Annotated in this window: 21 protein-coding genes; 4 read left to right on the forward strand and 17 right to left on the reverse strand. The window is 63.7% G+C overall.

All coding sequences use genetic code 11. The annotated features are described in order from the left end of the window. Window positions 1-165 precede the first annotated feature (165 nt). From AC1DJB_RS21375 to AC1DJB_RS21445, 15 genes are all read right to left on the reverse strand, one after another. Window positions 166-1,005, reverse strand: a complete 840-nt coding sequence (locus AC1DJB_RS21375) for a cell division protein FtsQ/DivIB (RefSeq protein ID WP_059389144.1) — start codon at window positions 1,003-1,005, stop codon at window positions 166-168. Then, complete coding sequence (murC, locus tag AC1DJB_RS21380) at window positions 998-2,371, reverse strand: UDP-N-acetylmuramate--L-alanine ligase (protein ID WP_284991580.1); 1,374 nt, start codon at window positions 2,369-2,371, stop codon at window positions 998-1,000. Before murC ends, AC1DJB_RS21375 begins: the two co-directional genes overlap by 8 nt. Beyond that, window positions 2,368-3,474 carry an undecaprenyldiphospho-muramoylpentapeptide beta-N-acetylglucosaminyltransferase gene (gene murG, locus AC1DJB_RS21385; protein ID WP_306963713.1) on the reverse strand — a complete coding sequence of 369 codons (1,107 nt, stop codon included), beginning with the start codon at window positions 3,472-3,474 and terminating at the stop codon, window positions 2,368-2,370. Before murG ends, murC begins: the two co-directional genes overlap by 4 nt. Before the next feature lie 6 nt (window positions 3,475-3,480). Next, window positions 3,481-4,785, reverse strand: coding sequence for a putative lipid II flippase FtsW (gene ftsW, locus AC1DJB_RS21390; protein ID WP_284991582.1), 1,305 nt, complete (start codon window positions 4,783-4,785; stop codon window positions 3,481-3,483). Window positions 4,786-4,787: 2 nt separating this feature from the next. Then, on the reverse strand, window positions 4,788-6,389 hold the full coding sequence (gene murD, locus AC1DJB_RS21395) for a UDP-N-acetylmuramoyl-L-alanine--D-glutamate ligase (protein WP_441438350.1): 1,602 nt from the start codon (window positions 6,387-6,389) through the stop codon (window positions 4,788-4,790). Then, the gene (gene mraY, locus AC1DJB_RS21400) at window positions 6,371-7,480 is read right to left on the reverse strand and encodes a phospho-N-acetylmuramoyl-pentapeptide-transferase (RefSeq protein WP_236816883.1); all 1,110 of its coding nucleotides are present in this window, start codon (window positions 7,478-7,480) and stop codon (window positions 6,371-6,373) included. The genes murD and mraY overlap by 19 nt, the downstream gene beginning before the upstream one ends. Further along, complete coding sequence (locus AC1DJB_RS21405) at window positions 7,477-8,967, reverse strand: UDP-N-acetylmuramoyl-tripeptide--D-alanyl-D-alanine ligase (protein WP_441438351.1); 1,491 nt, start codon at window positions 8,965-8,967, stop codon at window positions 7,477-7,479. The genes mraY and AC1DJB_RS21405 overlap by 4 nt, the downstream gene beginning before the upstream one ends. Window positions 8,968-8,973: 6 nt before the next feature. Further along, the gene (locus AC1DJB_RS21410) at window positions 8,974-10,611 is read right to left on the reverse strand and encodes a UDP-N-acetylmuramoyl-L-alanyl-D-glutamate--2,6-diaminopimelate ligase (RefSeq protein WP_441438352.1); all 1,638 of its coding nucleotides are present in this window, start codon (window positions 10,609-10,611) and stop codon (window positions 8,974-8,976) included. Window positions 10,612-10,752: 141 nt separating this feature from the next. Next, on the reverse strand, window positions 10,753-12,549 hold the full coding sequence (locus AC1DJB_RS21415; RefSeq protein WP_307055765.1) for a peptidoglycan D,D-transpeptidase FtsI family protein: 1,797 nt from the start codon (window positions 12,547-12,549) through the stop codon (window positions 10,753-10,755). A 54-nt stretch (window positions 12,550-12,603) separates the two neighbouring features. Further along, window positions 12,604-13,269 carry a cell division protein FtsL gene (gene ftsL, locus AC1DJB_RS21420; RefSeq protein ID WP_306963703.1) on the reverse strand — a complete coding sequence of 222 codons (666 nt, stop codon included), beginning with the start codon at window positions 13,267-13,269 and terminating at the stop codon, window positions 12,604-12,606. Continuing rightward, entirely contained in the window at window positions 13,266-14,264 is a 999-nt protein-coding gene (gene rsmH / locus AC1DJB_RS21425; RefSeq protein ID WP_306963702.1) for a 16S rRNA (cytosine(1402)-N(4))-methyltransferase RsmH, read from the reverse strand. Before rsmH ends, ftsL begins: the two co-directional genes overlap by 4 nt. A 179-nt stretch (window positions 14,265-14,443) precedes the next feature. After that, a complete protein-coding gene (gene mraZ, locus AC1DJB_RS21430) occupies window positions 14,444-14,875 on the reverse strand; it encodes a division/cell wall cluster transcriptional repressor MraZ (RefSeq protein WP_059389147.1) in 432 nt (143 codons plus the stop codon). Between the two features lie 377 nt (window positions 14,876-15,252). Then, the gene (locus AC1DJB_RS21435) at window positions 15,253-15,618 is read right to left on the reverse strand and encodes a DUF3040 domain-containing protein (RefSeq protein ID WP_059389148.1); all 366 of its coding nucleotides are present in this window, start codon (window positions 15,616-15,618) and stop codon (window positions 15,253-15,255) included. Between the two features lie 235 nt (window positions 15,619-15,853). Beyond that, window positions 15,854-17,056, reverse strand: coding sequence for a DNA polymerase IV (gene dinB / locus AC1DJB_RS21440; protein WP_441438375.1), 1,203 nt, complete (start codon window positions 17,054-17,056; stop codon window positions 15,854-15,856). A 182-nt stretch (window positions 17,057-17,238) separates the two neighbouring features. Then, the gene (locus tag AC1DJB_RS21445; RefSeq protein WP_476910804.1) at window positions 17,239-17,502 is read right to left on the reverse strand and encodes a hypothetical protein; all 264 of its coding nucleotides are present in this window, start codon (window positions 17,500-17,502) and stop codon (window positions 17,239-17,241) included. Here AC1DJB_RS21445 and AC1DJB_RS21450 point away from each other — a divergent pair. From AC1DJB_RS21450 to pknB, 4 genes are all read left to right on the forward strand, one after another. Next, the gene (locus AC1DJB_RS21450) at window positions 17,480-17,752 is read left to right on the forward strand and encodes a hypothetical protein (RefSeq protein ID WP_332603343.1); all 273 of its coding nucleotides are present in this window, start codon (window positions 17,480-17,482) and stop codon (window positions 17,750-17,752) included. The two genes, AC1DJB_RS21445 and AC1DJB_RS21450, sit on opposite strands and share 23 nt — an antisense overlap. Next, on the forward strand, window positions 17,749-18,840 hold the full coding sequence (locus AC1DJB_RS21455) for a polyprenyl synthetase family protein (RefSeq protein WP_059389150.1): 1,092 nt from the start codon (window positions 17,749-17,751) through the stop codon (window positions 18,838-18,840). Before AC1DJB_RS21450 ends, AC1DJB_RS21455 begins: the two co-directional genes overlap by 4 nt. Window positions 18,841-19,212: 372 nt before the next feature. Then, entirely contained in the window at window positions 19,213-20,598 is a 1,386-nt protein-coding gene (locus AC1DJB_RS21460; protein ID WP_476910805.1) for a lytic transglycosylase, read from the forward strand. Window positions 20,599-20,671: 73 nt separating this feature from the next. Then, window positions 20,672-22,762 (forward strand): Stk1 family PASTA domain-containing Ser/Thr kinase, encoded by a 2,091-nt coding sequence (gene pknB / locus AC1DJB_RS21465; protein ID WP_441438356.1) that lies wholly within the window; start codon window positions 20,672-20,674, stop codon window positions 22,760-22,762. Between the two features lie 88 nt (window positions 22,763-22,850). Here pknB and AC1DJB_RS21470 read toward each other — a convergent pair whose 3' ends face one another. Continuing rightward, a complete protein-coding gene (locus tag AC1DJB_RS21470) occupies window positions 22,851-24,278 on the reverse strand; it encodes a class II 3-deoxy-7-phosphoheptulonate synthase (protein ID WP_370872293.1) in 1,428 nt (475 codons plus the stop codon). A 66-nt stretch (window positions 24,279-24,344) separates the two neighbouring features. After that, entirely contained in the window at window positions 24,345-25,148 is an 804-nt protein-coding gene (locus AC1DJB_RS21475; protein ID WP_476910806.1) for a lysophospholipid acyltransferase family protein, read from the reverse strand. Window positions 25,149-25,301 lie beyond the last annotated feature (153 nt).

The following is a 25,301-nucleotide window of genomic DNA, read 5'->3' on the forward strand; positions in this document are numbered from 1 at the left end:
TGAATCCTTGGACCTTAACCCTCTAGTTGAAGGTTATAGTTATGTCAAGTAACTCTTAAGTGACGGTATGGGCTATGAATCCGACATTCAATGACCGCCTCCGCGTGTCGTGTGAAAGTCCGAAAAATAGCCCTCTACGTCAGAGAAGTTACTTCCTGAAATGGTCTATTTGGTGAACGGGTGCCTCGGTGCGCTGACATCGTAGACATTCACCGGAACTTTTGGATTGGCGGGAGCCTTGAGCAACGCCTCGAGGACGCGGGCCTTCAGCTCCTTCTCGTCCGCATTCCCCCACACCACGATCTTGCCGTCCGTGAGCTTGAGCTCGACGGCGTCCGGCGACGAGGCCGACGCGTTGGCCATCTTCGCCAGGACATCCGCCGGCAGCGTCGCAAGAACGGCCGTGATCGCCTTGAAGAGATTCTGGTTGGCTCCTTGCCCATCGATGAGCGGCAAGGCAACCGATGCGGGATCGGCCGTTGATCCGAGCTGGACGCCGTCGACGTCAACCAGTGAATAGTTGTCACCGCTCTTCACCAGGGCCACGGGTACCCGCTCCACGATGTGGACCAGGAGTTCCGACGGCGGCCGGGCTTCGGTACTGACTGAACGTACCTGGACGAGGGGCTTGAGCAGCGCGGCGATCTCGGCGTCGTTGATTTGCGGAAGGGGTTTTCCCTTCACCGGTTCGAGTGCCTTCTGGACGCTCCCCGCCTGGAGAAGCTTCGTACCGTCGACCGACACTGTGCGCACGGCGAACACCGGCGAGTAGATCGCCGCAACGATAATTCCGGCGACAAGGGCGACGATGATGGCCAAGGCCGTGAGCACTGTCCTCCGGCGCTTGCGTCCCTTGGGTTCCGGAAAGGCCAGCACGTTGCTGTCCTTCGCACGGGCGGCCTCCGAAGGGCCACCGACGGGATCGTCGAGGCTGCGTTCAGCACTGACGACTCCCGGCCGGGTGCCCGCCTGCGGCTTGAAAGTCGGCTTCCGGGTGTCAGCCACCCAACAGCTCCACGATCCGGGGCCCGTAGGCCGTGACGTCACCGGCTCCGACGGTGAGGACGATGTCGCCCTCGCCGGCCGCGGAGAGAACCGCGTCCAGCGCTTCCTGCCCGCCGGCAACGAGCCTGCCGCTCTTGAGGCGCCCTGTGATCAGGGTGCTCGTGACCCCGGGAATGGGATCCTCGCGGGCAGGGTAGATATCCAGCACGAGGGCCGTATCCGCCTCGCCAAGCGCTTCAGCAAACTGCTCCGCGAATTCGCGCGTGCGGGAAAACAGATGTGGCTGGAAGAGCACATGCACCTTGTTGCCGCCTGCGACGGAACGGGCAGCGGACAGGGCGGCCCGGACCTCCGTGGGGTGGTGGGCGTAGTCGTCGTAGACACGCACGCCCCTCCCCTGCCCCTTGAACTCGAATCGCCGCGAGGCTCCGGTGAAATGGCCGAGGGCGGCCGCGGCAACCCCGGGCGCCACGCCGAGCTCGACGGCGACGCCGAACGCGGCCGCCGCGTTCAAGGCGTTGTGCCGCCCGGGCACTTGGAGGTCGAGCCGGTATTCCTGTCCGCCCACGGAGACCCTGACGTCGCCGGGTCCCCCGTCGCGCAGCCGGATATCGGCGTCCTCCGCGGTCCCGTAGCTCAGTACCCGGGTATTGCCTGCGGCGCGGGTCCGTTCCGCGAGGGCCCGGGCGCCGTCGTCGTCCGCGCAGGCGAAAAGCACGCCGTTGGCGGGCAGGAGTGCCGCGAAACTGTCGAAAGAGGCGTAGACGGCCTCAGGCGTGCCGTAGTAGTCCAGGTGGTCGGCCTCGACGTTGGTGACGACGGCGATGAGGGGCCGGTAGTTGAGGAAGGAACCGTCCGATTCGTCGGCTTCGGCAACGAAGATATCCGACGCGCCGTGCGCGGCGTTGACACCGAGGGCAGGTACGTTGGCGCCGATGGCGAACGACGGATCCAGGCCCGCTTCCTTGAGCAACACGGCAACCATTGACGTGGTGGTGGATTTGCCGTGCGTCCCGGCCACGGTCACCACGCGGTCGGCGCCCATGGTTGCTGCGAGGGCCTCGGAGCGGTGGAGCACCGGCAGACCGGCCGCCCGGGCCGCTTCCAGCTCCGGATTGTCCGCCCTGATGGCCGAACCGGCGACGACGGTCTGGGCGTCACGAAGATTTTCCGCGGCGTAGCCCACAGCGATCCGCGCCCCGGCCGACTGGAGGTCCTGCATGACGGGCAGGTCCTTGGCGTCGGAACCGCTCACGGGAACGCCCCTGGCCACCATGATGCGTGCGACGGCGGACATGCCCACGCCGCCGATGCCGATGAAATGGACCCTACCGAGGGAATTGATGTCTGCGAGGGGCTGGGTCATTCGGATACCGCTTCCAAGACGAGATCAGCCATCCGCTGATCAGCATTTCTGATGCCAAGTTCCTTTGCCTTGCTGGCCATGTCCTCAAGGCGGGCTTGATCCGTGAGCAAGGGAATCAACTCGGCTTTGAGCCACTCCGCGGTCAAGGCCCGGTCGTCGACCAGAAGCGCTGCCCCGGCCTTGACCAGTGCGGAGGCGTTCATTGCCTGCTCGCCGTTTCCGATGGGCAGTGGAACGAAGACTGCCGGGAGCCCGACGGCGGCCACCTCACTGACGGTTGCCGCGCCGGATCGGGCAAGGAGGACGTCTGCTGCCGCGTAGACGTTTTCCATGCCGTCGACGTATTCCACCTGGTGGTAGCCGTCGGCAGCCAGGGGGGCGCCGTCGTCGTTCGTCACTGCCTTGCCCCGGCCGGTGATGTGCAGTGTCTGGATACCGGCATCCGCCAAAGCGGCGACGGCACCGGCGATGGTGCGGTTGATGCTCTGGGCGCCCGAGGAACCGCCCGTCACGATGAGTGCTGGTTGTCCGGCGTCCAGGCCAAGCGACTGCCGGGCATCCGCGCGCCAGGCCGCCCGGTCCAAACCGGCGATGGCCTTGCGCATGGGCATCCCGACATGGCGGGCGTGCCGTAGCCGGGTTTCCGGGAAGGCCACACCCACGTGCTTGGTGAACATGGCTCCTACCCGGTTGGCAAGCCCTGCGCGCGTGTTGGCCTCGTGGATGACGATGGGGATCCTGCGACGCCAGGCCGCGAGGTACATGGGAGTGCAGACATAGCCGCCGACGCCGAGGAGGACGTCGGCCTGTGCGTCGTCCAGGATGCGACCGGCTTGCTTGACGGCCGCCGCGAGCCTGCCGGGCAGTTTGAGCAGATCCGCGGAAGGCTTGCGGGGAAAGGGAACCCGGTCAATCGTGGCCAGCTCGTAGCCGGCGGCCGGCACGAGGCGCGTTTCCATGCCGTTGGGCGTGCCGACGGCAAGGATCTTCGCGTCCGGCCGCAGCGACTTGATGGCGTCGGCGATGGCAAGCAGGGGGCTGATGTGTCCGGCGGTCCCGCCGCCGGCGAGGACCACGGAGAGGGGCTTGGGCTGGGAATTCATGGAGTGCTATGTACGCTTTCGTGCAGTTTTCGCAAATCGCCAGCGCGGCTTGGAACGGCTGGCAGGAGCCATTTGGGCGCGGGCCAAAGACAACACTACGCCCACGCCACATAGCGACATCACCAACGCTGAACCGCCATAGGAAATGAAAGGCAGCGGAACGCCGATCACGGGGAGCAACCCTGCCACCATGGCCATGTTGATCGCGGCCTGTCCAAGCATCCACGCCATGATCGAGCCGCCGAGCACCCGGGCGAACAAGTCTTCCTGGTGGCTGACGACCCGGTAGATCGCAACCGCGAGCAACGCAAAAAGCACCAGGACCACGATCGTCCCCACAAGCCCGAGTTCTTCCCCGATGACAGCGAAGATGAAGTCGTTGTGGGCTTCGGGAATCCACTGGTATTTTTGCCGGCTCTGGCCGAGTCCGACACCAAGCCAACCTCCCGAAGCAAGGGCGCTGAGCCCCTGTTCGCTCTGGAAGCCGATGTCGCTCGCCCCCGCGCAGCTCTGCCCCATCCATGAGGTGATCCGGCACATCCGGTTTCCACTCGTGAACGCCAGGATCAGGGCGGCAGCTGCGGCAACTCCGCCGGCCGCAGCGAAGAGCCTCAAGTTGACGCCGCCGAAAAACAATCCGGCAGCCATGATGAGCATGACCACCAGGGAGGTTCCGAGGTCATGTCCGAGGACAATCAAGGTGATGATGGCGCCGGAGACCGGAACGACCGGGATCAGCGCGTGCGTCCACTTGTCCAGAAGTTTTGCTTTGACGGAAAGAACCGTGGCCATCCAGAGCACCAGCGCGAACTTGGCGAACTCCGATGGCTGGAAGGTGAAGCCGCCGATCTCGATCCAGTTCTGGTTGCCCAGCACACGTTTGCCGATGACCAGAACCAGCACCAGCAAGGCGCCGGCAAGAATGATCGAGGGCCACGCGAATCGCTTGAGCCACAGAACATTGACCCTCGAAAGCACCAGCATCGCGACGATGCCGATAGCGGCGAACATGCCTTGCTTAGTGGCGATGGAGTATGGGGATTCGCCGGCCGCAATCGCTTCGACGCTCGACGCCGACAGGACCATGATGATCCCGATGGCCGTCAGCGCAAGCGAAGCACCAAGAATCAAGTAGTAGGTTGACCCGCCGCTCGATTTACCGCTTCCCTCGAGAGTCGACCAAAACCCGGAAATCCCCGAGCGGATGCGGGACGGCAGCGAAGCCCGCCCAACGCCTCCCGCGCGTCCGGCGGGGTCTGCCTTGCCGGCCCGGGTCCGCCCGGGCCCGCTGCGCGTGGGCGTGCTGACCATTGTTACTCCTCGGTGGTCTGTGCCTGGCCTTCCACAAGCTCGCGCACTGCCCGGATGAAAGCATCGCCACGGTGAGCGTAGGAAGAGAACTGGTCCATGGAGGCAGCCGCCGGGGCCATCAGCACCGTATCGCCGGACTCGGCGATACTTGCTGCCGACTCGACAGCATGGGCCATCACGGTGTCGCCGAAGATCGGAGACGGTTCCGCGGCGGTACCAGCTGAATCGGCGGACTGCACCATTTCAGTGTCGCCCTTGGGCTGCCCGATTACGGGCACATCCGCTGCGTGTCGCTTGAGGGAGGCTTCCAGGTCCGCGGTGTCGGAGCCGATCAGCACCACTGCCTTGAGCCTGTGCGCGTTGTTTTCGACCAACTCGTCATAGTTGACGCCCTTGGAGAGACCGCCGGCGATCCAGACGACCTTGTCGAACGCCGACAGGGCAGCAGAAGCTGCGTGCGGATTGGTCGCCTTGGAGTCGTTGACCCAGAGCACGCCGTTCTGCTTGGCCACAGGCTGGATGCGGTGGTCTCCAGGGAGATAGTTCCTGAGGCCCTCCCGCACTGCGGCCGGTTCGACGCCGTAGGCGCGCACCAGCGCGGCGGCGGCCAGCGCGTTCGCAACCATGTGTCGCGGCGCGGTCGGGCCCAGGTCCGCCAGGGACGCGAGTTCTTCTGCCGAACTCTTGCGTTCTTCGATGAACGCGCGGTCCACGAGCAAGCCCTCGACGACGCCGAGCATGCTGACCGCCGGAGTCAGGGTGGTGAAACCGATCGCCCGGCAACCTTCGACCACGTCGGCGTTTTCCACCATGCGTTCGGTCTCGATCTGCTCGGCGTTGTAGATACACGCCTTCTGCGTGTTCTCGAAGATTTTTGCCTTGTCCGCGAGGTAGGACTCGTAGGAGCCGTGCCAGTCGACGTGGTCCTCGGCGACATTGAGGCAGACGCTCGCCACCGGGGAGAGCGACTCGATCCAGTGCAATTGGAAGCTGGAAAGCTCAACAGCGAAGGCGTCGTACTCCACTGGGTCACGGAGTGCGTCCAGGATGGGCGTGCCTACATTCCCCACGGCGATTGCCTTGAGCCCCGCTGCCTGCAGCATCGCCTCGGTCATGCCCACCGTGGTGGTCTTGCCGTTCGTACCCGTGATGGTGAGCCAGTCCGCCGTCTTGCGGCCCTGGCGTTCGCGCACCCGCCAAGCGAGTTCGACGTCGCCCCACACCGGTACGTGGGCCCTTTTGGCAGCTGCCAGGAGGGACTGGTCCGGGCGCCAGCCCGGCGACGTCACGACGAGCTCGGCCTTTTCACCGTCCACCCGGGGCAGCGTTTTGACTGCATCTTGGCCGAGGAGGACGTCGGCTGCGCCGACGATCTTCAAGGTGTCCGCCTGCGCGAGGGCCTTGGCGCTCGTCGCCGCGTCGACAACCACCACGCGTGCGCCCAGTTCGATCAAGGTATCGGCGGCCGCGAATCCGGACACACCGATGCCGGTCACGACGACACGGAGGCCCTTCCAGTCGGAATCCCAACTGACGAGGTCCTTGAGCCGGTCATTGGCAGAAGGCTTGGTTTGAGGACTTGCGCTCACAGCAGCACCACCCATTCAGCATAGAAAATCCCAAGGCCTGCGGCCACGAATAGTCCACAAAGAATCCAGAATCGGACAACCACCGTGATTTCGGCCCAGCCCTTGAGTTCGAAATGATGCTGAAGCGGGGCCATCTTGAAGACCCGCTTACCCTTGGTGACCTTGAAGTAGCCCACCTGGATGATGACCGACAGCGTGATGAGGACGAAGAGCCCGCCGATGATGCCCAAAAGAAGTTCCGTGCGGGAGAGGATCGCAAAGCCGGCCACGGCACCGCCGATTGCCAGGGAACCGGTGTCGCCCATGAAGATCTTCGCCGGGGACGTGTTCCACCAGAGGAAGCCCACTAACGCGGCACTGCAAATAGCTGCCAGCAACGCCAGATCGAGCGGGTCGCGGACCGAATAGCAACCGCTGCCCGCCTCGCGGGGTGAACCGCATGCCTGGTTGTTCTGCCAGATTCCCATGAGTGTGTAGGCTCCGAAGACCATGATGGAGGCACCGGCCGCGAGGCCGTCCAATCCGTCCGTCAGGTTGACGCCGTTGGTTGCCGCAGTGACGATCAGGTTCGACCAGATGACGAACAGGATGGCTCCGAGGACGGTGCCCCCGAACGCCAGGTTCAGCCAGGGAATGTCCCGCACAAGCGAAATATGCGTGGAGGCCGGCGTGATCCCCTGCGAGTCGGGGAAGTTCAGGACGAGCACTGCGAAGACGATGCCGACAAAGGCTTGGAGAATCAGCTTCGCCTTGGCATTGAGTCCGAGGCTGCGCTGCTTGGAAATCTTGATGAAATCGTCGAGGAAACCAACGAATCCCATACCGACCATCAGGAACAACAAGAGCAGACCCGAGGCGGACGGACCCGGTGATCGCGGGTTCATCATCCACATGATCAGGTGGGTCAACCCGTAGCTGATGAGCACCGCGGCCACCACGACGGTCCCGCCCATCGTGGGGGTACCACGCTTGGTGTGGTGGGAGGTAGGTCCATCGTCGCGGATGAACTGGCCGTATCCCTTGGTGACGAGGAACCGGATGAAGAGTGGCGTGCCAACCAGGGCCACCAGGAGGGCGACGCCCGCGCCGATCAACAGTGCAATCACAGCAGCTCGTTCCCTTCATTGGCGGCAGTTGCAGCCGCGGTGTTCGCACTCGTACCGGTCTGTGGAGGTAATGCTATCCGATCCCCCAAATGCCTTAGGCCGACCCCGTTCGAGGACTTGAAAAGCACCAAGTCGCCCGGTTTGAGCTCAGCCTGCAGCAGTTCGTAGGCCTCGTCGGCAGTTTCGGTGAAGATGCACTCGTCGCCCCAGGAGCCTTCCTGGATCGCGGAAACATACAGCGCCCGGGCTTCCCGGCCAACCACCACGAGCCTGGAAATGTTCAAGCGGACCACTTGCGTACCCACAGCCGTGTGTTCGCGGATGGAATCTTCGCCGAGTTCCAACATCGCGCCAAGCACTGCCCACGTGCGGCGTCCCTGCCCGAGGTCGGCGAGGGTGCGCAATGCTGCGCGCATGGATTCCGGATTCGCGTTGTACGCGTCGTTGATGATGGTGACGCCGTCCGCGCGCTCAGTGCGTTCCATCCGCCACCGGCTGGCGGGCGACTGCTCGCTCAGCGACTCGGCGATCCCGGCCGCAGGGAGGCCAGCCGCGAACGCGGCGGCCGCAGCGGCAAGCAGGTTGGTGATGTGGTGCGCACCGATGAGCTTGCTGTGGACGGAATGGGGAGCCCCGCCGTCGGGCAGGAAGAGCTCGAATTCCGGGTGGCCGTTCTCGTCGATATCCGCGTTCCGGGCCTCGACTGCGGAGCCGGGAATGCCGGTAGCGGTGGTTCCGAGCACTGTGGCCTGGGTGCGGGAGACCATGGCGGCGACCCGCGCGTCGTCGAGGTTGATGACGGCGGTTCCGTCCCGCCCCAGCGCCTCTACGAGTTCGCCCTTGGCCTTCGCGATGTTCTCCACGCCACCAAACTCGCCGGCGTGGGCGGTGCCGACGCACAGAACGACGCCGATGTCCGGTTGGACCATCTCGGCGAGGTATTTGATGTGGCCAATCCCGGTTGCCCCCATTTCGATCACCAGGTAGCGGGTGCCCGCATCGGCTCCGAACACGGTCAGCGGCACGCCGACTTCACCGTTGTACGAACCCTGCGGAGCCACCGTGGCACCGGCCCGGGAAAGAATGCCCGCGAGCAGGTCCTTGGTGGTGGTCTTGCCCGCTGAGCCCGTGATGCCGATGACAGTGAAGGGCTCTCCCTGGGCCGCACGTTCGGCACGGATGCGGCGCACGGACTCCGCAGCCAGGGCACCCATGGCGATCACGGCGTCATCGACGACGACGGCGGGGTATGGCCGGCCGTCGTCGTCGGAAACGTCGCGCTCGGTCAGCGCCAGGACAGCCCCGCGTTCAAAGGCGGCGCCCACATAGGCGTGGCCGTCGGCGTTCTCTCCTGGCTTGGCCACGTACAACGATCCAGCGGCCGCCTCACGGGAGTCGGTAACGACGGACGCCGGGACAATGCCCGGGTCCGCTGCCAATCGGCCATGGGTAATATCGGCGATCTCCGCCGCAGTAAGTGCAATCATCTCGGTCTAGGACTCTATCCGCTCGTCCGTGGAAACCTTGAATCCCCTGGCTGTCAAGGCCGCCCGCAGTTCCACCCGGTCGTCGAGGGCGAGGTTGACGCCCTTCACTTCCTGCCACACCTCGTGGCCGCGGCCGGCGACCAGGATAGTGTCCTTCTCAGTGGCCAGTTCCACGGCTTGGCGGATGGCGACGTCCCGGGGGTACGCTTCCACGATCTCGCAGTCAAGGTCTTCCGACTCGCGGGCGGCACGGGCCCCTGCGATGACTTCCGAACGGATCGCGGCAGCGTCTTCATCATGGGGATCGTCGTCGCTGACAATCACGACGTCGGCGAGCCGGGCGGCTATGGCGCCCATGGTCGGCCGCTTGCCCTGGTCGCGCTGTCCTGTGGCGCCGAATACGACGATCACGCGGGATCCGGGGGCCTGCGGGCGCACGGCCTTGAGGGCCCTCGCCAGTGCGTCCGGGTTGTGCGCGAAATCGACGACGGCAGCCGGGGCATCCGAAATCAGCTGCATCCGGCCGGGTACGGAAACGGTGAAGGGATCGTGCCCGTCGAGAGCCGCCTGCAGTGCCGACGGCTCGATGCCGGAGTCAAGCACCATAATGGTGGCCAGCGCCGCGTTGGCGACGTTGAAGTCCCCTGGCAATCCTGTATGGACGCGCAGGACCGTTCCGTCGCGGTGGCGCAATTCGAAGTCCGTTCCAAGCCCCCGCGGCTTGGCCGACTCCACCGTCCAGTCGGCTCCGCCCCCGGGGGTGGCCGACAGCGTGGTTACGGGAATTCCCGCCTCATCGGCCAGCTGGCGCCCCCACGGATCATCCACGGTCACTACGGCCCGCCGTGCGCGCGCGCTGGTGAACAGCTCCGCCTTGGTCCGGAAGTACTCATCCATGCTTCCGTGGAGATCGAGGTGGTCCTGTGTCAGGTTGGTGAAGCCGGCAACGTCGAACGTCACCGAGTCGACCCTGTGGAACGACAGGGCATGGGAGGAGACCTCCATGGAAGCCGCCTCCAGCCCGCGTTCGCGCATGAGGGCGAGCAAGGCATGGACATCCGTTGATTCCGGCGTGGTCAGCAGGCTCGGGATGGCCTCACCCCCCGCAAGAATTTCAATCGTCCCGATCAATCCCGGGTTCATGCCCAAGGCGCGGAGCAGGGAGTTGATGAAATACGTCGTCGTCGTCTTGCCGTTCGTACCGGTTACACCGAAAAGCGTCGGCGAAACCCCATCCAGTGGTTGGCTTCGATAAACGAGGGCCGCGAGTGAACCGACGGCTGCGCGGGGATTGCCGACGATCAGAACGGGAACAGCAAGATCCTCAAGGGCCAATTGACGTGCGCCGTCCTCATCGGTCAAGACGGCCACGGCACCGGCTGCCACCGCTTGGCTGACAAAGTCGGCCCCGTGGCGCGTGGCACCGGGCAGCGCCAGGTACAAGTCTCCCGGCTCCACGGTGCGCGAGTTGAGGGACACACCCGTCACCGACGTGGCGGCGGAGTCCGGCGGCAGCGCGATTCCGAGGGACGAGGCGACGGCTTCCAGGGGAACAGGCGCCACGACGGCTGGACGGAAGCCGGGTTTGTCGGTAGCCGGCGGGTTCCCTGTAGGGATCGATACGGCATCATTCTGCTCTGACAAGGTGGTCTCCGTTGGTACTCGTAAAACTGGCCGCACAGGAACCCTCAGGGCTCCCGCGAACGGCATGGTTGGATCGAAATGTGGCCGGACAGATGCCCAACAAGCTTACTTGGCGAAACTGAACTACTTGCCGTGCTGGCCCTATTTGGCGTACTGGGGGAACCGCGCCGGCGTGCCGGTGGACGGCGGGACGTTGTAGGTACGCAGGACCTGGCCCATGACCGAGCGGAAAATCGGTCCTTGGGTGATGCCGTAAATGCTGCCCTTGGGCCGCTGGAGGACGACCTCCACGATGAAGCGCGGATTGTCCATCGGCGCCATGCCCACGATCGACGCGGTGTAGCCATCGAAGCCAGGGAGGCCATCTTCACGCGGTGCCTGGGACGTACCTGTCTTGGCGCCCACCCGGTATCCGTCGATGGCAGCATCTTTCACTTCGCCCATGGTGACGTTGCTCTCCAGGATGTCCCGCACTTGCTGCGCGGTTTCCTTGGTAACGACTTGCTGGGAATCCTTGGCAGGCACTTTCTCCTCGGCTCCGTCGGCTCCGACGTAGCCGTCGATTAGCCGCGGTTGCAGCATCACGCCGTCGTTGGCAATGCTTTGGTACGCCCGGACGGTCTGCAGCGTGGACTGTGAAACGCCTTGGCCGAACAGCACGGTGTATTGCTGGCGGTCATCCCATTGATCGGGCTTGGCCAGGATGCCTGAGGTTTCGGCGGGAAGGCCAATGTCCGGAGCTTGCCCGATACCGAAGCGGGTGAGGTAGTCGTAACGCTGTTGCTTGCTCAGGCGGCTGCCGATCATCACGGTACCTGTGTTCATCGAATATCCAAGGATGCCGGCAAGGGTCCTCTGCTCGGTTCCATGGTCGAACGCATCGGTAAAAGTCTGACCGTCGATGGTCAAAGCCGGCGGAATGGTGACAGTGTCCAGCGGGCTGGACTTTCCTTCATTGATCGCGGCCGACGCCGTAATCATCTTTTCCACCGAGCCAGGCTCATAGGCAGCCGTCACTGACCGCACGCCGCGGTCCGCGGCCGCCACTTTGCCCGGGTCGTTGGGATCCGGGGCATTCGTGTCCGCCATCGCAATGAGGTTCCCGGTCTTGATGTCCTCGACGACGATCGATCCCCACTCGGCATTGAGCTGGTTGACCTGGGTCTGGATGGCCTGCTGCGCAAAGTACTGGATGTCCGTGTTCAGCGTCAGCTTGACGTCTTTGCCGTTGACGGCCGGGGTCAGCAGATCGGTTGCCACGGGGATACGGAGGCCGTCGGCGCCGATCTCAAAGACGCGTTTGCCGTCTTTGCCGCGCAGGAGGTCGTCCTGGGTCTGCTCAAGTCCGGCTTGGCCCGTGGTGCCATCTTTGAGGAAGCCGATAATGCCACCCGCGACGCTGCCGTTTGGATAGACGCGCTTGCTGATGCCCTCGGAGACGATACCGGGGATATGCAGTTGGGAAATCCGGTCTTCGAGATCGGGCTTCACTTCCTTGGCCACGATGTTGTATTTCTTGTCGCCGGTCACTGCCTGCGTTACCTGGTTGACGTCCATGCCCAGAGCGCTGGAAAGTTCTGCTATCCCTTGGGTCCTCGAGATCGTGTCGATGGCTTGGGTTTGCGTGTTGTAGCGCGAAAACTCAGAGGTGTTGGTGTTGACGGTCTGGTCGACCACGATGTTGTAGCGGATCACGCTGCTGGCCAGCACGGTGCCGTTGGCGTCAAGGATCTTGCCGCGTTCGGCGGGCAGGACGGTGGTGGTCAGCCGGTTGTTGTAAGCAGCCTCGGCCATTCCGCCGACGTCGAGTCCCTGGACCAGGAACAGCTTGCCCCCAACCACCAGCAACAACGTCAGCATGATTCCGAGGCCGAGGCGCAGGCGCTTCTTCGCCGCCGGCGTTCTCTTGTTCTTCGATTTGCCGGTATTTTGCACCACGTCGATTCCTTGCTGCTTGCCTTGCTGTTTACCTGAAATCAGGTCGGCTGGACGCTACTGCCCGGGTACCTTCTGCTGTGGAGCGGGGACCGAACCACCGTGGAGATCCACAACCGGCGGCTTGGGTGCCGCAGGAGCCACGGGCGCCTGCGGTTTGGCCGGCGTGGAGTCGGCGGCCCCGTTGGGCTTGCGGCTGTCCAGTGAATCGTTCTTGGCGGGTGCCGAAGGTGTGACGCTCGACTGGCCTGCGACCGCAGGGGCAGCGATGACGGCACCGGGATTCTGTCCCTTGGTTGCCGGCGTGGCCTTTCCTGTGACTGTCAGGTTGTCCAGATCGATCTGTCCCGTGGCAGTGGAAGCTACCATTCCCAATTCTGCGGCCTTGGCGGCAAGATTCTGGGGAGCCTGGTAGTTCTGGACCTGCTGTGTCAGATCCTGGTTCTGCTTGTTCAGGGACGCGGCGTCATTCCTGAGCTTCACAAGGTCGTATTGTGCCGTGGAAACGGAGATGTTGAGCACCAGGACAGTCAACAGGGCTGCCGCCAGCACGCCGAAGCAAAAGACGACGAACGGAGTCCGCCGTCGTCCGGGAACACTCTGTACAAGCGAGAGCGGCGTCCGCGCCTTCCGGGTCGTGTCGCGTTCCGGTCCCCGGGCGGGCAGGGCACGCGCGGTGTTCCCCACCGTGGTCGGCAGGATCTTCGCGGCAGCGGTGCTCATGCTGTTCTCCTCGCTTTGATGCGTTCCACGGCCCGCAGGCGGGCAGATGCCGCACGCGGGTTTTCGGCGATTTCTTCAGGTGTGGGCACTTCCGTGCCCTTGGTCAGGGTCTTGAATTCCGGTTTATGTTCTTCCAGCTCCACGGGGAAGCCGAGCGGGGCCGATGACTTGGACCGGGATTGGAAGACCGATTTGACGATCTTGTCCTCGAGTGAGTGGTACGACATCACTACTACTCGTCCGCCCATTGCCGAGGCCGCGAGAGCGGCAGGCACTGCCCTCTCCAGGACGTCGAGTTCCTCGTTGACTTCAATCCGCAAGGCCTGGAAAGTCCGCTTTGCCGGATGCCCGCCGGACTTCGCAGCGGCCGCAGGAACAACTCCGCGGATCTGCTCGACGAGTTCACCGGTGGTGGCGAAGGGCTTGATCGCCCTCGCCGTGACGATGCGGTTTGCGATCCTGCCGGCGAACTTCTCTTCGCCCCACTTGCGGATAATCCGCACCAGGTCTTCTTCGGAATAGTTGTTGACGACGTCGGCAGCGGTCTGGCCGCGGCTCGTGTCCATCCGCATATCCAGCGGGGCGTCGTAGGAGTAGGCAAAGCCGCGCTCCCGCTCGTCCAATTGGAGGGAAGACACACCCAGATCCATGAGGATGCCGTGCACTTCCGGGATTCCGAGGTCTGCGATGACATCTTCGATTTCGTCGTAGACGGCATGTACCAGGTCGGTGCGGGCCGCGAAGGGTCGCAGGCGCTCACCGGCAAGGGCCAAGGCCTCTTCGTCCCGGTCTATCCCGACAAGATGCAGATCGGGGAACCGCTGGAGCATCGCTTCGGAGTGGCCACCCATTCCCAGCGTGGCGTCGATGACGACGGGCGTTTCGCCACGGTTGCGGGCGGCCTCAAAACCTGGTGCCAACAAATTGATGCACCGGTCCTTCAGGACCGGTACATGTCGCTCCGAGGTGGGTTTTGGCGCGTCGTGCTCCTCCATGCGGCCTCCTCAGAGCTGATTCGTTCGTCTGTCAGTCGGGCGGGTCGCTTCTTGAGCCGGATCCCCATCCGCGCCTATCGCAGCGTCCGCCTGGCTCCGGGGAAGGTGAGCCAGGAAAACTATGTGATGGGCGGCTGGAGATCCCGTCCAAGAAGCATTGCTGCTTCCTGTCCCGGTTTCTAAATGAATCCGGGAAGGTTGTCGTCGTCGGTCTCCGAGAAGGCGGCTTCCTTCTCGGCCAGGTACTCATCCCAAGCCTGGGCATCCCAGATCTCCGCACGGGTTCCGGCGCCAATGACCGCCAATTCCCGCTCAAGACCTGCGTAGCTCCGGAGCGCCGGCGGAATCGTCACGCGCCCCTGCTTGTCAGGTACCTCGTCAGAGGCTCCGGACAGGAAAACCCGGATGTAGTCACGTGACTGCTTGGAGGAGATGGGGGCCTCCCGCATGGACTCGTGAATACGTTCGAATTCCCGCTGGCTGAAGACGTAGATGCAACGCTCCTGGCCCCTTGTGAGCACCAAGCCGTCAGCAAGTTCCTCGCGGAACTTGGCGGGAAGGATGATCCGGCCCTTTTCGTCCAGACGGGGAGAATGCGTGCCAAGAAACACTGGCCCACCGCCCCCATCCGTAAAGGTGCCCGTACCTGCCCCACGCCGCCACTACCCTCTTACTTGCTCCACTTTACTCCACAAGCCCCCACAGTCAACGCAATCCGGCGTGTTTCTGCCCCACATTCGAATGCAGGAGCCTGAAAACACGTGGATCTCAGGGGTGGTTGGTGGTGGAGGAGACTTTGCCGCGGCGCTGCAGGGAAGCGCACGACGGCGGCATGGAAGTCGCGCCGACGGGCTCGCTCGGCGTGCGAGCGCGGCGTTAAATGCGAAAAGACCCGATATTCGGGTCTTTTCGCAATCAGGCCGGAGCCTGGTGGTGCAATGTGGAGGACTCGGCTTCCGAGTGGAGGCCAAGCCCCTTGGTGGAGCGCTCAGCTCTCCTCGCCGCGGCGGCGCTCGTCCCAGCGTTCTTCGAGGTTGCTCATGAACGAGTTCTTCGACTTGCCCGGCTTGGCGCTCTTCGACTTCCCGCCAGCTGCCCTTCTCAGGGTGGCAAAGTAGACGCCGGCGCCCATCACGATGAAGCCCAGCACGCCAAGGAAGATGTTCTGCAAGGACACACCTACCAACAACAAGAGAATTCCGGCGATAGTGCCTAGAACGCCAATAACGATGTGCCTGGTCGACCATGAACGAATGGGGTCAGAGCCCATTGAATTGGCAAACTTCGGATCGTCCTCATGCAGTTGCTTCTCGAGTTGCTCGAGGAGCTTCTGTTCGTGCTCCGATAGGGGCATCGCGACCTCCTTTAGTCGGCCAGCGTCTGGATACGCCGCGGCCGTTGCCTCTGTTCCCTTGAACGGACGAACCCAAAAAAGGGTTCCCGAAGACCGGGTCTTGTGAACACGGTCTCACGGAACAGACGCAACATGGCAATTTATCCAGACGGTCTAAATCTGTGTATCTCTAGGATAGTTTGTTGGCCGCTGTTCTGAAAGACACGCCGGAGGGCACTCGTGGGCCCTTCGAAGCCTAGGGAGAACCCGGCCTGTCGGGCTCCGCGTGCGGCTCCAAAAGCGTCGCCGGAAGGACAGTCTTGCTGCCGAATCGCTCGGTGACACGGTCAAGCGCCTGTTCAGCCGCCCGCCAGTTGTCGTCCCTGCGATCGAAGCTTAACTGCAGCGAGGCGTGTTCCGCCGCTTCGAGCTGCTCGGCCCGGACTCCTATAAGGCGCACACTCATGGGCCGCTCCCCCAAGGACTCCAGCAACTGGCTCGCCACCTGATAGATCAACTGGGCGCTATCGACCGGCGTATGCATTGTCTTGCTCCGGCTGATTGTCGAAAAATCGGCATAGCGCAACTTCAGCGCGATGGTCCGGGCCAGCATTCCGGCTGTCCGTAGGCGTGACGCGGTCCGGTGGGAGAGCCTCAGCAACTCGCGATGGAGGAGCGCGTCATCCGGGGTGTCGACAGCGAACGTTTCTTCGGAACCTATGCTCTTCTCGAGCCGGATAGGCATGACCGGCCGGGGATCCAAGCCCATCGACAATCGGTGGACGTGCTCGCCCGAAGCTCCCAGGACCTTTTTCAAGGAAGCAAGCGGCGTGGCCGCAACGTCAGCCACGGTACGGATCCCCAGCCTGGCCAGAACGTCGGCGGTCTTGGCCCCGACTCCCCACAAGGCGTTCACGGGCAGGCTGTGCAAATAGGCTACGGTCTGCCCCTCCTCAATGAGCAGCAGTCCGTCGGGCTTGCAGCGCGTAGATGCGATTTTGGCAACGAACTTGTTGGTGGCTATTCCCACGGACGCAGTGATCCCCAGCTCGGAGGCAACGCGGCTCCGGATCAGATGGCCGATCTGGAGAGGCGGACCAAGCCGCCTGATCGCGCCACCGACATCCAGGAACGCCTCGTCGACACTCAAGGGCTCCACGAGGTCCGTTATCGATTCGAATATTCCCATCAATTGCCGGGACACCTCGTAGTAGAGGCTATGGCGGGGTTCGATGATGACCGCGTTGGGGCACATCCGCATGGCGTTGGCCATGGGCATGGCAGACTTCACACCGAGCGCGCGCGCTTCGTAGGAGGCGGACAGCACAACGGAGCGATCCACCGGAAAACCGACAATGACGGGTTTCCCCTTGAGTTCAGGCCGGGTGCGCAATTCCACCGAGACAAAGAAGGCATCCATGTCCACGTGGAGGATGCTGGTGCGCCTCAGTTCCCGCAGGGCAGCGGGATCCGGGGCGAATTCCTGTCCGGGGCCCCGCCCGTTGTTCTCTGCTTGTGGTCTCACAAGGAAATCCTATGCCGCGGCACTGGTTACTGGTGGCCGCATCCGGCGCCCTAAACTGGAGGCAGCATCCGGCGTCGTCCCCAGGAGGAAATCCCTGTGAAGCTCTTTGGAAAGCCTCAACCCGTCAGCTTGGCCTTGCTGGCCACGGGCGTCGCGTTGACCATCTCGGCTTGCGGGTCGTCCCCGGCAGGCACGGCATCCCAAGGGGCGGCGCCAACATCGTCCGGGGCGGCCACTGCCTCGGCAAGTCCGGCACAGGCCACCGCGTCCACGGCTGCCTCAGGAGCTTCGGCGGCAGTCGGCTCCCTGGTCCCGGGATTCCCGCAGCAACTGATTCCCTTGATGCCCAAGGCGGCTGTGGAATCCAGCAGCTTCGACAAGAACTCCTCGCCGGCGTCGGTGGCCTTGGTCGGCACCATTGCGTCCCCGTCTGACGCGGTTGTGGCCTTTTACACCTCCGCGCTCACGGCGCAAGGCTTCAAGGAAGTCCCCGGAAGCACCGTGGGAAGTATCAAATCAAAGGACTTCCTGCGTGGCGACAATGAAACAGTGAATATCTCGGTGGTGGAAACCGCGGGCAAATCCACGTTCACCATCGGTGCCAACGTGGCCGCCGGGTCAATCAAGTGACCGCGGAGAGCCTGGGTTCGGAGCAGAGCCGTTTTGTGGCCGATGTCGCCGCCAAACTCAACGGTTTCCTTGGGGTGCAACAAGAAACGATGGCCACCATCTCCCCGGATGTCGCTCCCCTCATGGGTTCAATCACGAGCCTTGTGACCGGTGGCAAACGGCTCCGGGCCTTGATGTGCTACTGGGGGTGGCGGGGTGCCGGAGGTGAGTCCGCACATCCCGACATCATCACGGCCGGCTGCGCTTTGGAACTCTTCCAGGCCGCAGCCCTGATTCACGATGACATCATCGACCGCTCTGATACACGTCGCGGCGGTCCGAGTGTGCACAAGCGGTTCAGCCAGCTCCATGAGGGCGAGGGCTGGGCCCTGGACAGCGAACGCTTCGGACACGCGGCCGCGATTCTCACCGGAGACCTCTGCTTGTCGTTCAGCGAGGAGGCGTTCACGGAGATCGGCAGCAGGGCCGCTTCCGGCACGGCTGCGCGGCGGATCTTCAACCTGATGCGCGCCGAGGTCATGGCCGGCCAATACCTGGACATCCTCGAGGAAGTCGCGGGTCCGGTGCGGGATCGCGCGGGGGCCGTCGATCGCGCCCAGTCCATCATCCGTTTCAAGTCGGCGAAATACTCAACGGAACACCCCTTGGCCCTTGGGGGCGCCTTGGCCGGTGCCAGCGAAGAGCTCCTGCAAGGATATTCCGCTTTCGCGTTGCCCCTTGGTGAAGCATTCCAGCTCCGCGACGACGTCTTGGGAGTGTTCGGGGATCCCGGGACTACTGGAAAGCCCGCGGGAGACGACCTCCGCGAAGGCAAACGGACGGTCCTGGTGGGATTCGCCATCAACCAGGCCGCTGCGGATGATTCGAGCTACATCGATACGATGCTCGGAAGGCAGGACCTTGGAGAGGCCGAGGTCGCCGAAATCAGGCGGATCATTGTGGATTGCGGAGCGCTCGAAGCCACGGAGGCGATGATCGAGGAACTCAGCAACGAAGCTTTCGAGGCCTTGGAACGCCTCCCCCTGGCGGACCTCCCCCTCACCGCGCTCAGGCAGTTGGCCGAAGCCGCCGTCAGCCGGGCCGCGTGAACTCTTTCATAATTCCGCGTTAAGGGCAGTCTAAATACCTGCCTTAAATACAGTGGTGGGGGGGGGACCTTGGTGATTGAAACGTTCAGCAGCTCTGCCACATCGGGCAGCGGCAGCCATTCGGAAACGAGGCTTTCTACATTACTCACGGATCAAGATTGCCACGCCCTCGCGCTTTGCGCCTAGCCGGAGGGGCGGTACGGGCGGAATTTGTGCCCGGAATTGCCCAAGAATCGAATGCGCAGGGATTTCTTGTGCGGAATCGAAAAATGTGAGAGATTCACATTGATCACATTTGCATCACTACTAACTTTAGTAACACTGGCAACAGCGGCATTCCCAACAGCCGCTGCTGAGATGAGGATTGCTCCCATGACGACGCCCAGCTCGCACAAGAAGACAACGAGCATGCCCATAATTGCGGCCACCACAGCGGCGCTGCCCGCCGTCATGCTCTCTTCATTGGCACTCGCCCAGCCGGCAACAGCATTTCCGGCGGTACAAAGCCAGAAGATTCCCGCATCGCTGACCGCGGCCATGCGGGCCCAGGCCGCGGCAGTGTCCGCAAACGTCATTCCTGCCTCCGCGGTTGCCGCAACCATCCCGGCTGCCATGCAGCCCATGGCACCGGCGGCTCCGGCCACCTACACCATCGTCCGGGGCGATACCATCAGCGGCATCGCTGCCCGCTACGGGCTGAACACCAACACTGTCCTGCAGCTCAACGGCCTCTCGGGCAACACCATCATCTACCCGGGACAGCAGATCAAGTTGACCGGTTCGGCACCGGCTCCAAGTGCGCCGGCACCCGCACCCAGCCCGGCATCCGGCCCGGCGTCGTCGTCGACTGCCAGCTACACAGTGGTGCCCGGTGACACCCTGGGCGGCATTGCCGCCCGCCACGGCGTGGCACTGTCCGACGTCTTCAATTGGAACGGCCTCAACGGCCGGTCCATCATCTACCCGGGACAGAAGATCAAGGTCGGCCCCGGAACGAACGCACCAGCTCCCGCCACACCGGCTCCGGCCGCACTGGTCCCCGCTTCCGCTCCGGCGGCTCCGGCAGCGCCGGCACTTGCCAACACCGGCTCGTACACCATCAAGTCAGGTGACACTTTGGGCGGTATCGCGTCCCGCCTTGGGGTGTCCCTGTCGTCTCTTCTCTCGGCGAACAAGCTGTCCATGAGCACCATCATTTATCCCGGGCAGAAGCTCGCCATCCCGGGCGCTCCTGCGGCCTCGGCTCCGGCCCCTGCTCCGGTCAGCGCCCCCTTGGTTCCGAGCACATTCCTGGGCTACACCTACCCCGAGGCAGTGGTCAGTTCAGCCAATGCGAACAAGGCCCTGCTCAATGCGTCCCCTGTCCCCAGCACCGCCCAGATGAAGGGGATCGTCGCCGATACTGCGCGTCGGATGGGGGTGGACCCGTCCTTGGCTATGGCGTTCGCCTTCCAAGAATCCGGCTTCAACCAGCGTGCGGTCTCCCCCGCCAACGCCATCGGGACGATGCAAGTGATTCCCTCCTCGGGTGAATGGGCTTCCCAATTGGTGGGACGCAAGCTCAACATCCTCGACCCGTATGACAACGTGACCGCCGGCGTCGCCATCATCCGGGCGCTCGTCAACACGAGCAAGGACTTGAATACGGCCATCGCAGGCTACTACCAGGGCCAGTACTCGGTGAGCAAGCACGGCATGTACGACGACACCAAGGCCTACGTCGCCTCGATCCTGGCCCTCAAGAAGAACTTCAGCTAACTCGCGGCGCACAACACGGGCCCGGATCGCATGTCGATTCGGGCCCGTGTTTTTGCTCAACTAGGATCGTAGGGTGCAGGAACAAGTTTCGGACCAACTCCTCGGATCCCTCGTGGACGGGCGCTATCTGGTGCGATCGCGCCTCGCGAACGGCGGAATGTCAACCGTCTATCTCGCCACCGACGAACGGCTCGACCGCGACGTGGCGCTCAAAGTGCTGCATCCGCACCTGGCCAATGACCAAAACTTCCTCGACCGTTTGCAGCGCGAGGCCCGGGCCGCGGCGAGCCTTTCCCACCCGCACGTCGTAGGCGTCCTCGACCAAGGACAGGACGGCCACATTGCATACATCGTCATGGAGTACATCAAAGGCCATACTCTGCGCGATGTCCTCAACGAGAAGGCGGCGCTTCCGCCCCGGCTTGCCTTTGCACTGATCGACCCCGTCATCGAAGGGCTCGCGGCCGCCCACGCGGCAGGGCTGATCCACCGCGACGTGAAACCCGAGAACGTCCTGATCGCCGACGACGGCCGCATCAAGGTGGGCGACTTCGGCCTGGCCCGGGCCGTCACGGCGACAACCAGCACCGGCGCCCTGATCGGCACGGTCGCATATCTGGCTCCCGAGCTCGTCCTCGGCAAAGCCGCCGATGCCCGGAGCGACATCTACTCCACCGGCATCATGCTTTACGAGATGCTTACCGGCGGGCAACCTTATGCCGGCGACGTCCCCATCCAGGTTGCCTACCAGCACGTCAACGCGGCCGTCGCCCCGCCGTCGCTCGCAGTCCCCGGCCTTGCCGCGGACGTGGACGAACTCGTCCAGTGGTGCACCGCCAAGGATCCTGAAGAGCGTCCTGTGGACGGTTCGGCGCTCTTGTCTGAACTGCGGCACATCCGCACAACCTTGAGCGACGCGCAACTGGATATCAACCCGCCGGCCGCAAAGGCGGCAACGCCGGAAGGACAACAAGACGCGGCCGGGGCAACCGCGGTAGTCGCCCCTTTCCCTGCCGAACGTACGGAGCCCCTGGAACGGATAGGCCGCCCGACGGAGATTATCTCAAGCCAGCGCAATCCCACCACGGTGCTTCCGCCGTCGGGATTCTCTGCTGGCGCCCCGGCTTTCGACATCCAAGTGCCACAGGACCGCGAACCCCTGGATCCGGCGGAAGCCCCGCCCAGCAAACGCGACATCAAGCGCATGGAGCGCCAGGAAGAAAAGGACCGCGCCCGGGCGGCGGCAACGCCGTCGCGCTCTTTGCGGGAAGGCAACCCGCGCCGCCGGGCCGTGATCTGGACAATTGTCGTGATTGTCCTGGCGATCCTGGCCACAGCGGCGGGCTGGTTCTTCGGCATGGGGCCCGGCTCGCCCGGAACCATACCGGACACCAAGAACAAGACCGTTGCCGAGGCACAACAGCTCCTAAGAACCGCGGGCTTCCAGTCCGAGCCAAAAGACGTGTTCGACGACGACGTCACTGCAGGGTTGGCGGTTGGAACGGAACCCGCGTCCGGCCAGGTAGTCAGGAAGTTCCAAGCGGTGTCGCTCTTCGTCTCGAAGGGTCCACAGTTGTTCCCGCTTGCCGCGATGACCGGCCTGACACTCGACCAGGCAAAGAATGCCCTTGGCGTGGCGGGGATGACGCTCGGCAAAGTCACCGAGCAGTATGACGACAAAGTGCCTTCGGGCACCGTCATCTCCCAGTCCCCGGCCCAGGACACCGCAGTCCGCCACGGCACTCCGGTGGCACTGGTGGTTTCCAAGGGACCGCAGCCCCTCCCTGTACCGGATGTCCGGGGCATGACCCAGCAAGCCGCCGTCAAAGCGATCAGCGACGCCGGATTGACCGCCAAAATTGCGCCGGAACCCGTCAACGACAAGAAGGTCCCCGCGGGGGCCGTGGTCAGCCAGGCCCCTGCCAACGGAACCCTGATCCGCGGCGACTCCGTCACCCTGACCCTGTCCAAGGGTCCGAAGATGGTGCACGTCCCGAACTTCATTGGCAAGCAGGCCGATGCCGCCCGCAAAGCCTTGGAGTCCCTCGGGTTCGAGGTCAAGATCAACAACATCCTGGGCGGCTTCTTCGGCACTGTCCGGGACCAGAACCCCGTGGACAGCGATGCACCGGAGGGCTCCGTGGTCACCTTGACCGTCGTATAGGGCCCCGCATACAGGAAAGGCGATCCGGAACCGTTCCGGATCGCCTTTGCTGTATTGGGGCCGCTGTTTGACCACCGCTTGGTGGGGCCTACCGCTTGGTGAGGGCTCCAGCCACGAGGAATGCCATCTCGAGGGACTGCATGTGGTTCAGGCGGGGATCGCACACTGACTCGTAGCGGTCCAGGAAGGCGTCCTGGTCAATGGGATCGGCGCCGCCAAGGCATTCGGCGACGTCGTCGCCCGTCATTTCCATGTGCAGGCCACCGGGTACCGTGCCCAGGGCGTGGTGGACTTCGAAGAACCCGCGGACTTCGTCCACGACGTCGTCGAAGTTGCGGGTCTTGTACCCGTTGGGCGAGGTGACAGTGTTCCCGTGCATGGGATCCGTGACCCAGAGGACCTGGGCGCCGGAGGCAGTGACCTTCTCGACGACGGCGGGCAGCTTCTCGCGGATGTTCTTGGAACCCATCCGGGTGATGAAGGTGAGGCGGCCAGGCTCGCGGTTCGGGTCCAGCTTGTCAATGAGCCGCAACGCGTCGTCTCCGGAAGTCCCGGGACCGAGCTTGACGCCGATCGGATTGCGCACGCGGGACAGGAAGTCCACATGCGCATGGTCGAGCTCACGGGTGCGTTCACCGATCCAGAGGAAGTGTCCGGAGGTGTCGTAGGGAAGTCCCGTGCGGGAGTCGATGCGCGTCAGGGCACGCTCGTAGTCCAGCAGCAATGCCTCGTGGCTCGCGAAGAATTCCACGCGCTTGAGGGCTTCGAAATCGGCGCCGCAGGACGCCATGAACTTGATCGCACGGTCGATGTCACGCGCCAACGACTCGTAGCGGGCGTGGGCGGGGTTTTCGGTGAAGCCCTTGTTCCACAGGTGCACCAGGCGAAGATCAGCGAAGCCGCCCTGCGTGAAGGCGCGGATGAGGTTCAGTGTGGAAGCCGAGGTGTGGTAGGCCTTCAGCATGCGACTGGCGTCGTGGGCGCGGGACTCCGGGGTGAAATCGTAGCCGTTGACGATGTCGCCGCGGTACGCAGGCAAGGTCACGCCGTCGCGGGTTTCCTCGTTCGACGAGCGGGGCTTGGCGAACTGGCCGGCCATGCGGCCCATCTTGATGACGGGCATCGCCGCGCCATAGGTAAGGACAACGGCCATCTGCAGGATGGTGCGGACCCGGGCGCTGATCTTGTCAGCTGTGGCGTCCTCGAAAGTCTCGGCGCAGTCGCCGCCCTGAAGCAGGAATGCCTTGCCTTGGGCTGCCGCGGCCAGACGCTCGCGCAAAATGTCGACTTCGCCCGCGAAAACCAGCGGCGGAAGCACGGAGAGTTCCTTGACGGAGGCGTCGAAGACGCCCCGGTCGGTCCAGGTGGGTTGCTGCGAGATCGGCAGCTGGCGCCAATCGTCCAAGCCGGGATAGTTTGCCGCGCCGCTTTGCGCGGTGCTGGTCAGCGGGCTGCCCAGGGAACTGGTCAGGGGGCCGGTCACGGACGATGCGGGGTTCGCGGATAGCTCAGTCACTCTCCAAGACTAGTTGCCTTGCCCGCTGTTCGGGGCACGGCTTCCGTAACCCTTATTCGGCGTCCGTCACACTTTCCCGGTCACTGTGCTGCCGTCACCGTCAGGCCCTGAACCGTTGCCGGGCGGACGGCCGCTTTCTTGCCCGCCGTCGGCCGGATTCGCTTCGCTTCCATTCGCGGGCTCCGGAAGCTGCCCGGCCAGCCGCTGCTTGACGACGGCGGCATATTCGTCCACGTATTCCTGCCCCGAGAGCCGCATGAGTTCGTACATGATTTGGTCGGTCACGGCGCGCTGAACGGAATGGTCTTCCTCTTGGCCGTAATACTGGCTGAAGTCCAATGGTTGCCCGAAAATGATCCCTATCCTGCGGATGTTGGGCAAACGCTTGCCGATGGGTTGCACCTTTTCCGTGCCGATCATCGCCACGGGAACAACGGGCACGCGGGTTTGGAGCGCAAGTTTGGCGACCCCCACTTTGCCCCGGTAGAGCCTCGCATCGGGGCTGCGGGTGCCTTCCGGGTAGATACCCAGCAGGCCACCGTCGGCCAGGACGTCCCTGCCGGCCTGCAAGGACAACTCGGACGCGGCCCCGCCCGATCGGTCCATTGGCAACTGGTTGGTGAGCCTGAAGAACATTGCCGTAAGCCTGCCTTTGAGCCCCGTACCCGTGAAGTACTCGGACTTGGCAAGGAAACTGACGCGCCGGGGCACCATCACCGGCATGAAGATCGAGTCCGAAAAGGACAAATGGTTGGAAGCGAGAATCGCTGCGCCGTCCTGCGGAACGTTGTCGAGGCCCTTGACCCAGGGGCGGAACAGCAATGTGAGAAGCGGACCCAAAAAGATCCGTTTCATGACCCAATAGAACACTTTGGTTCCTCTCCGGGGCGGCGTCTGCAAGGCGTCCGGACGGTCCCGGCCCGCATTCAGAAGCCACCCTACTCCAGTGAGAAATGTCCCGAACAGTGACACGATGGACTCATGACGGAAAGCAGTGCCGCCAACAGAGTAGCCTCGGAGTCA

The sequence above is a fragment of the Arthrobacter sp. 01T428 genome (genome assembly GCF_056398685.1).

Coding starts and splice junctions, on each gene's coding strand:
- murC (WP_284991580.1), bottom strand. CDS start 2,371: ATGACCCAGCCCCTCGCAGACATCAATTCCCTCGGTAGGGTCCATTTC.
- murG (WP_306963713.1), bottom strand. CDS start 3,474: ATGAATTCCCAGCCCAAGCCCCTCTCCGTGGTCCTCGCCGGCGGCGGG.
- ftsW (WP_284991582.1), bottom strand. CDS start 4,785: ATGGTCAGCACGCCCACGCGCAGCGGGCCCGGGCGGACCCGGGCCGGC.
- murD (WP_441438350.1), bottom strand. CDS start 6,389: ATGGGTGGTGCTGCTGTGAGCGCAAGTCCTCAAACCAAGCCTTCTGCC.
- AC1DJB_RS21405 (WP_441438351.1), bottom strand. CDS start 8,967: ATGATTGCACTTACTGCGGCGGAGATCGCCGATATTACCCATGGCCGA.
- ftsL (WP_306963703.1), bottom strand. CDS start 13,269: ATGAGCACCGCTGCCGCGAAGATCCTGCCGACCACGGTGGGGAACACC.
- rsmH (WP_306963702.1), bottom strand. CDS start 14,264: ATGGAGGAGCACGACGCGCCAAAACCCACCTCGGAGCGACATGTACCG.
- AC1DJB_RS21435 (WP_059389148.1), bottom strand. CDS start 15,618: ATGCCCCTATCGGAGCACGAACAGAAGCTCCTCGAGCAACTCGAGAAG.
- AC1DJB_RS21460 (WP_476910805.1), top strand. CDS start 19,213: ATGACGACGCCCAGCTCGCACAAGAAGACAACGAGCATGCCCATAATT.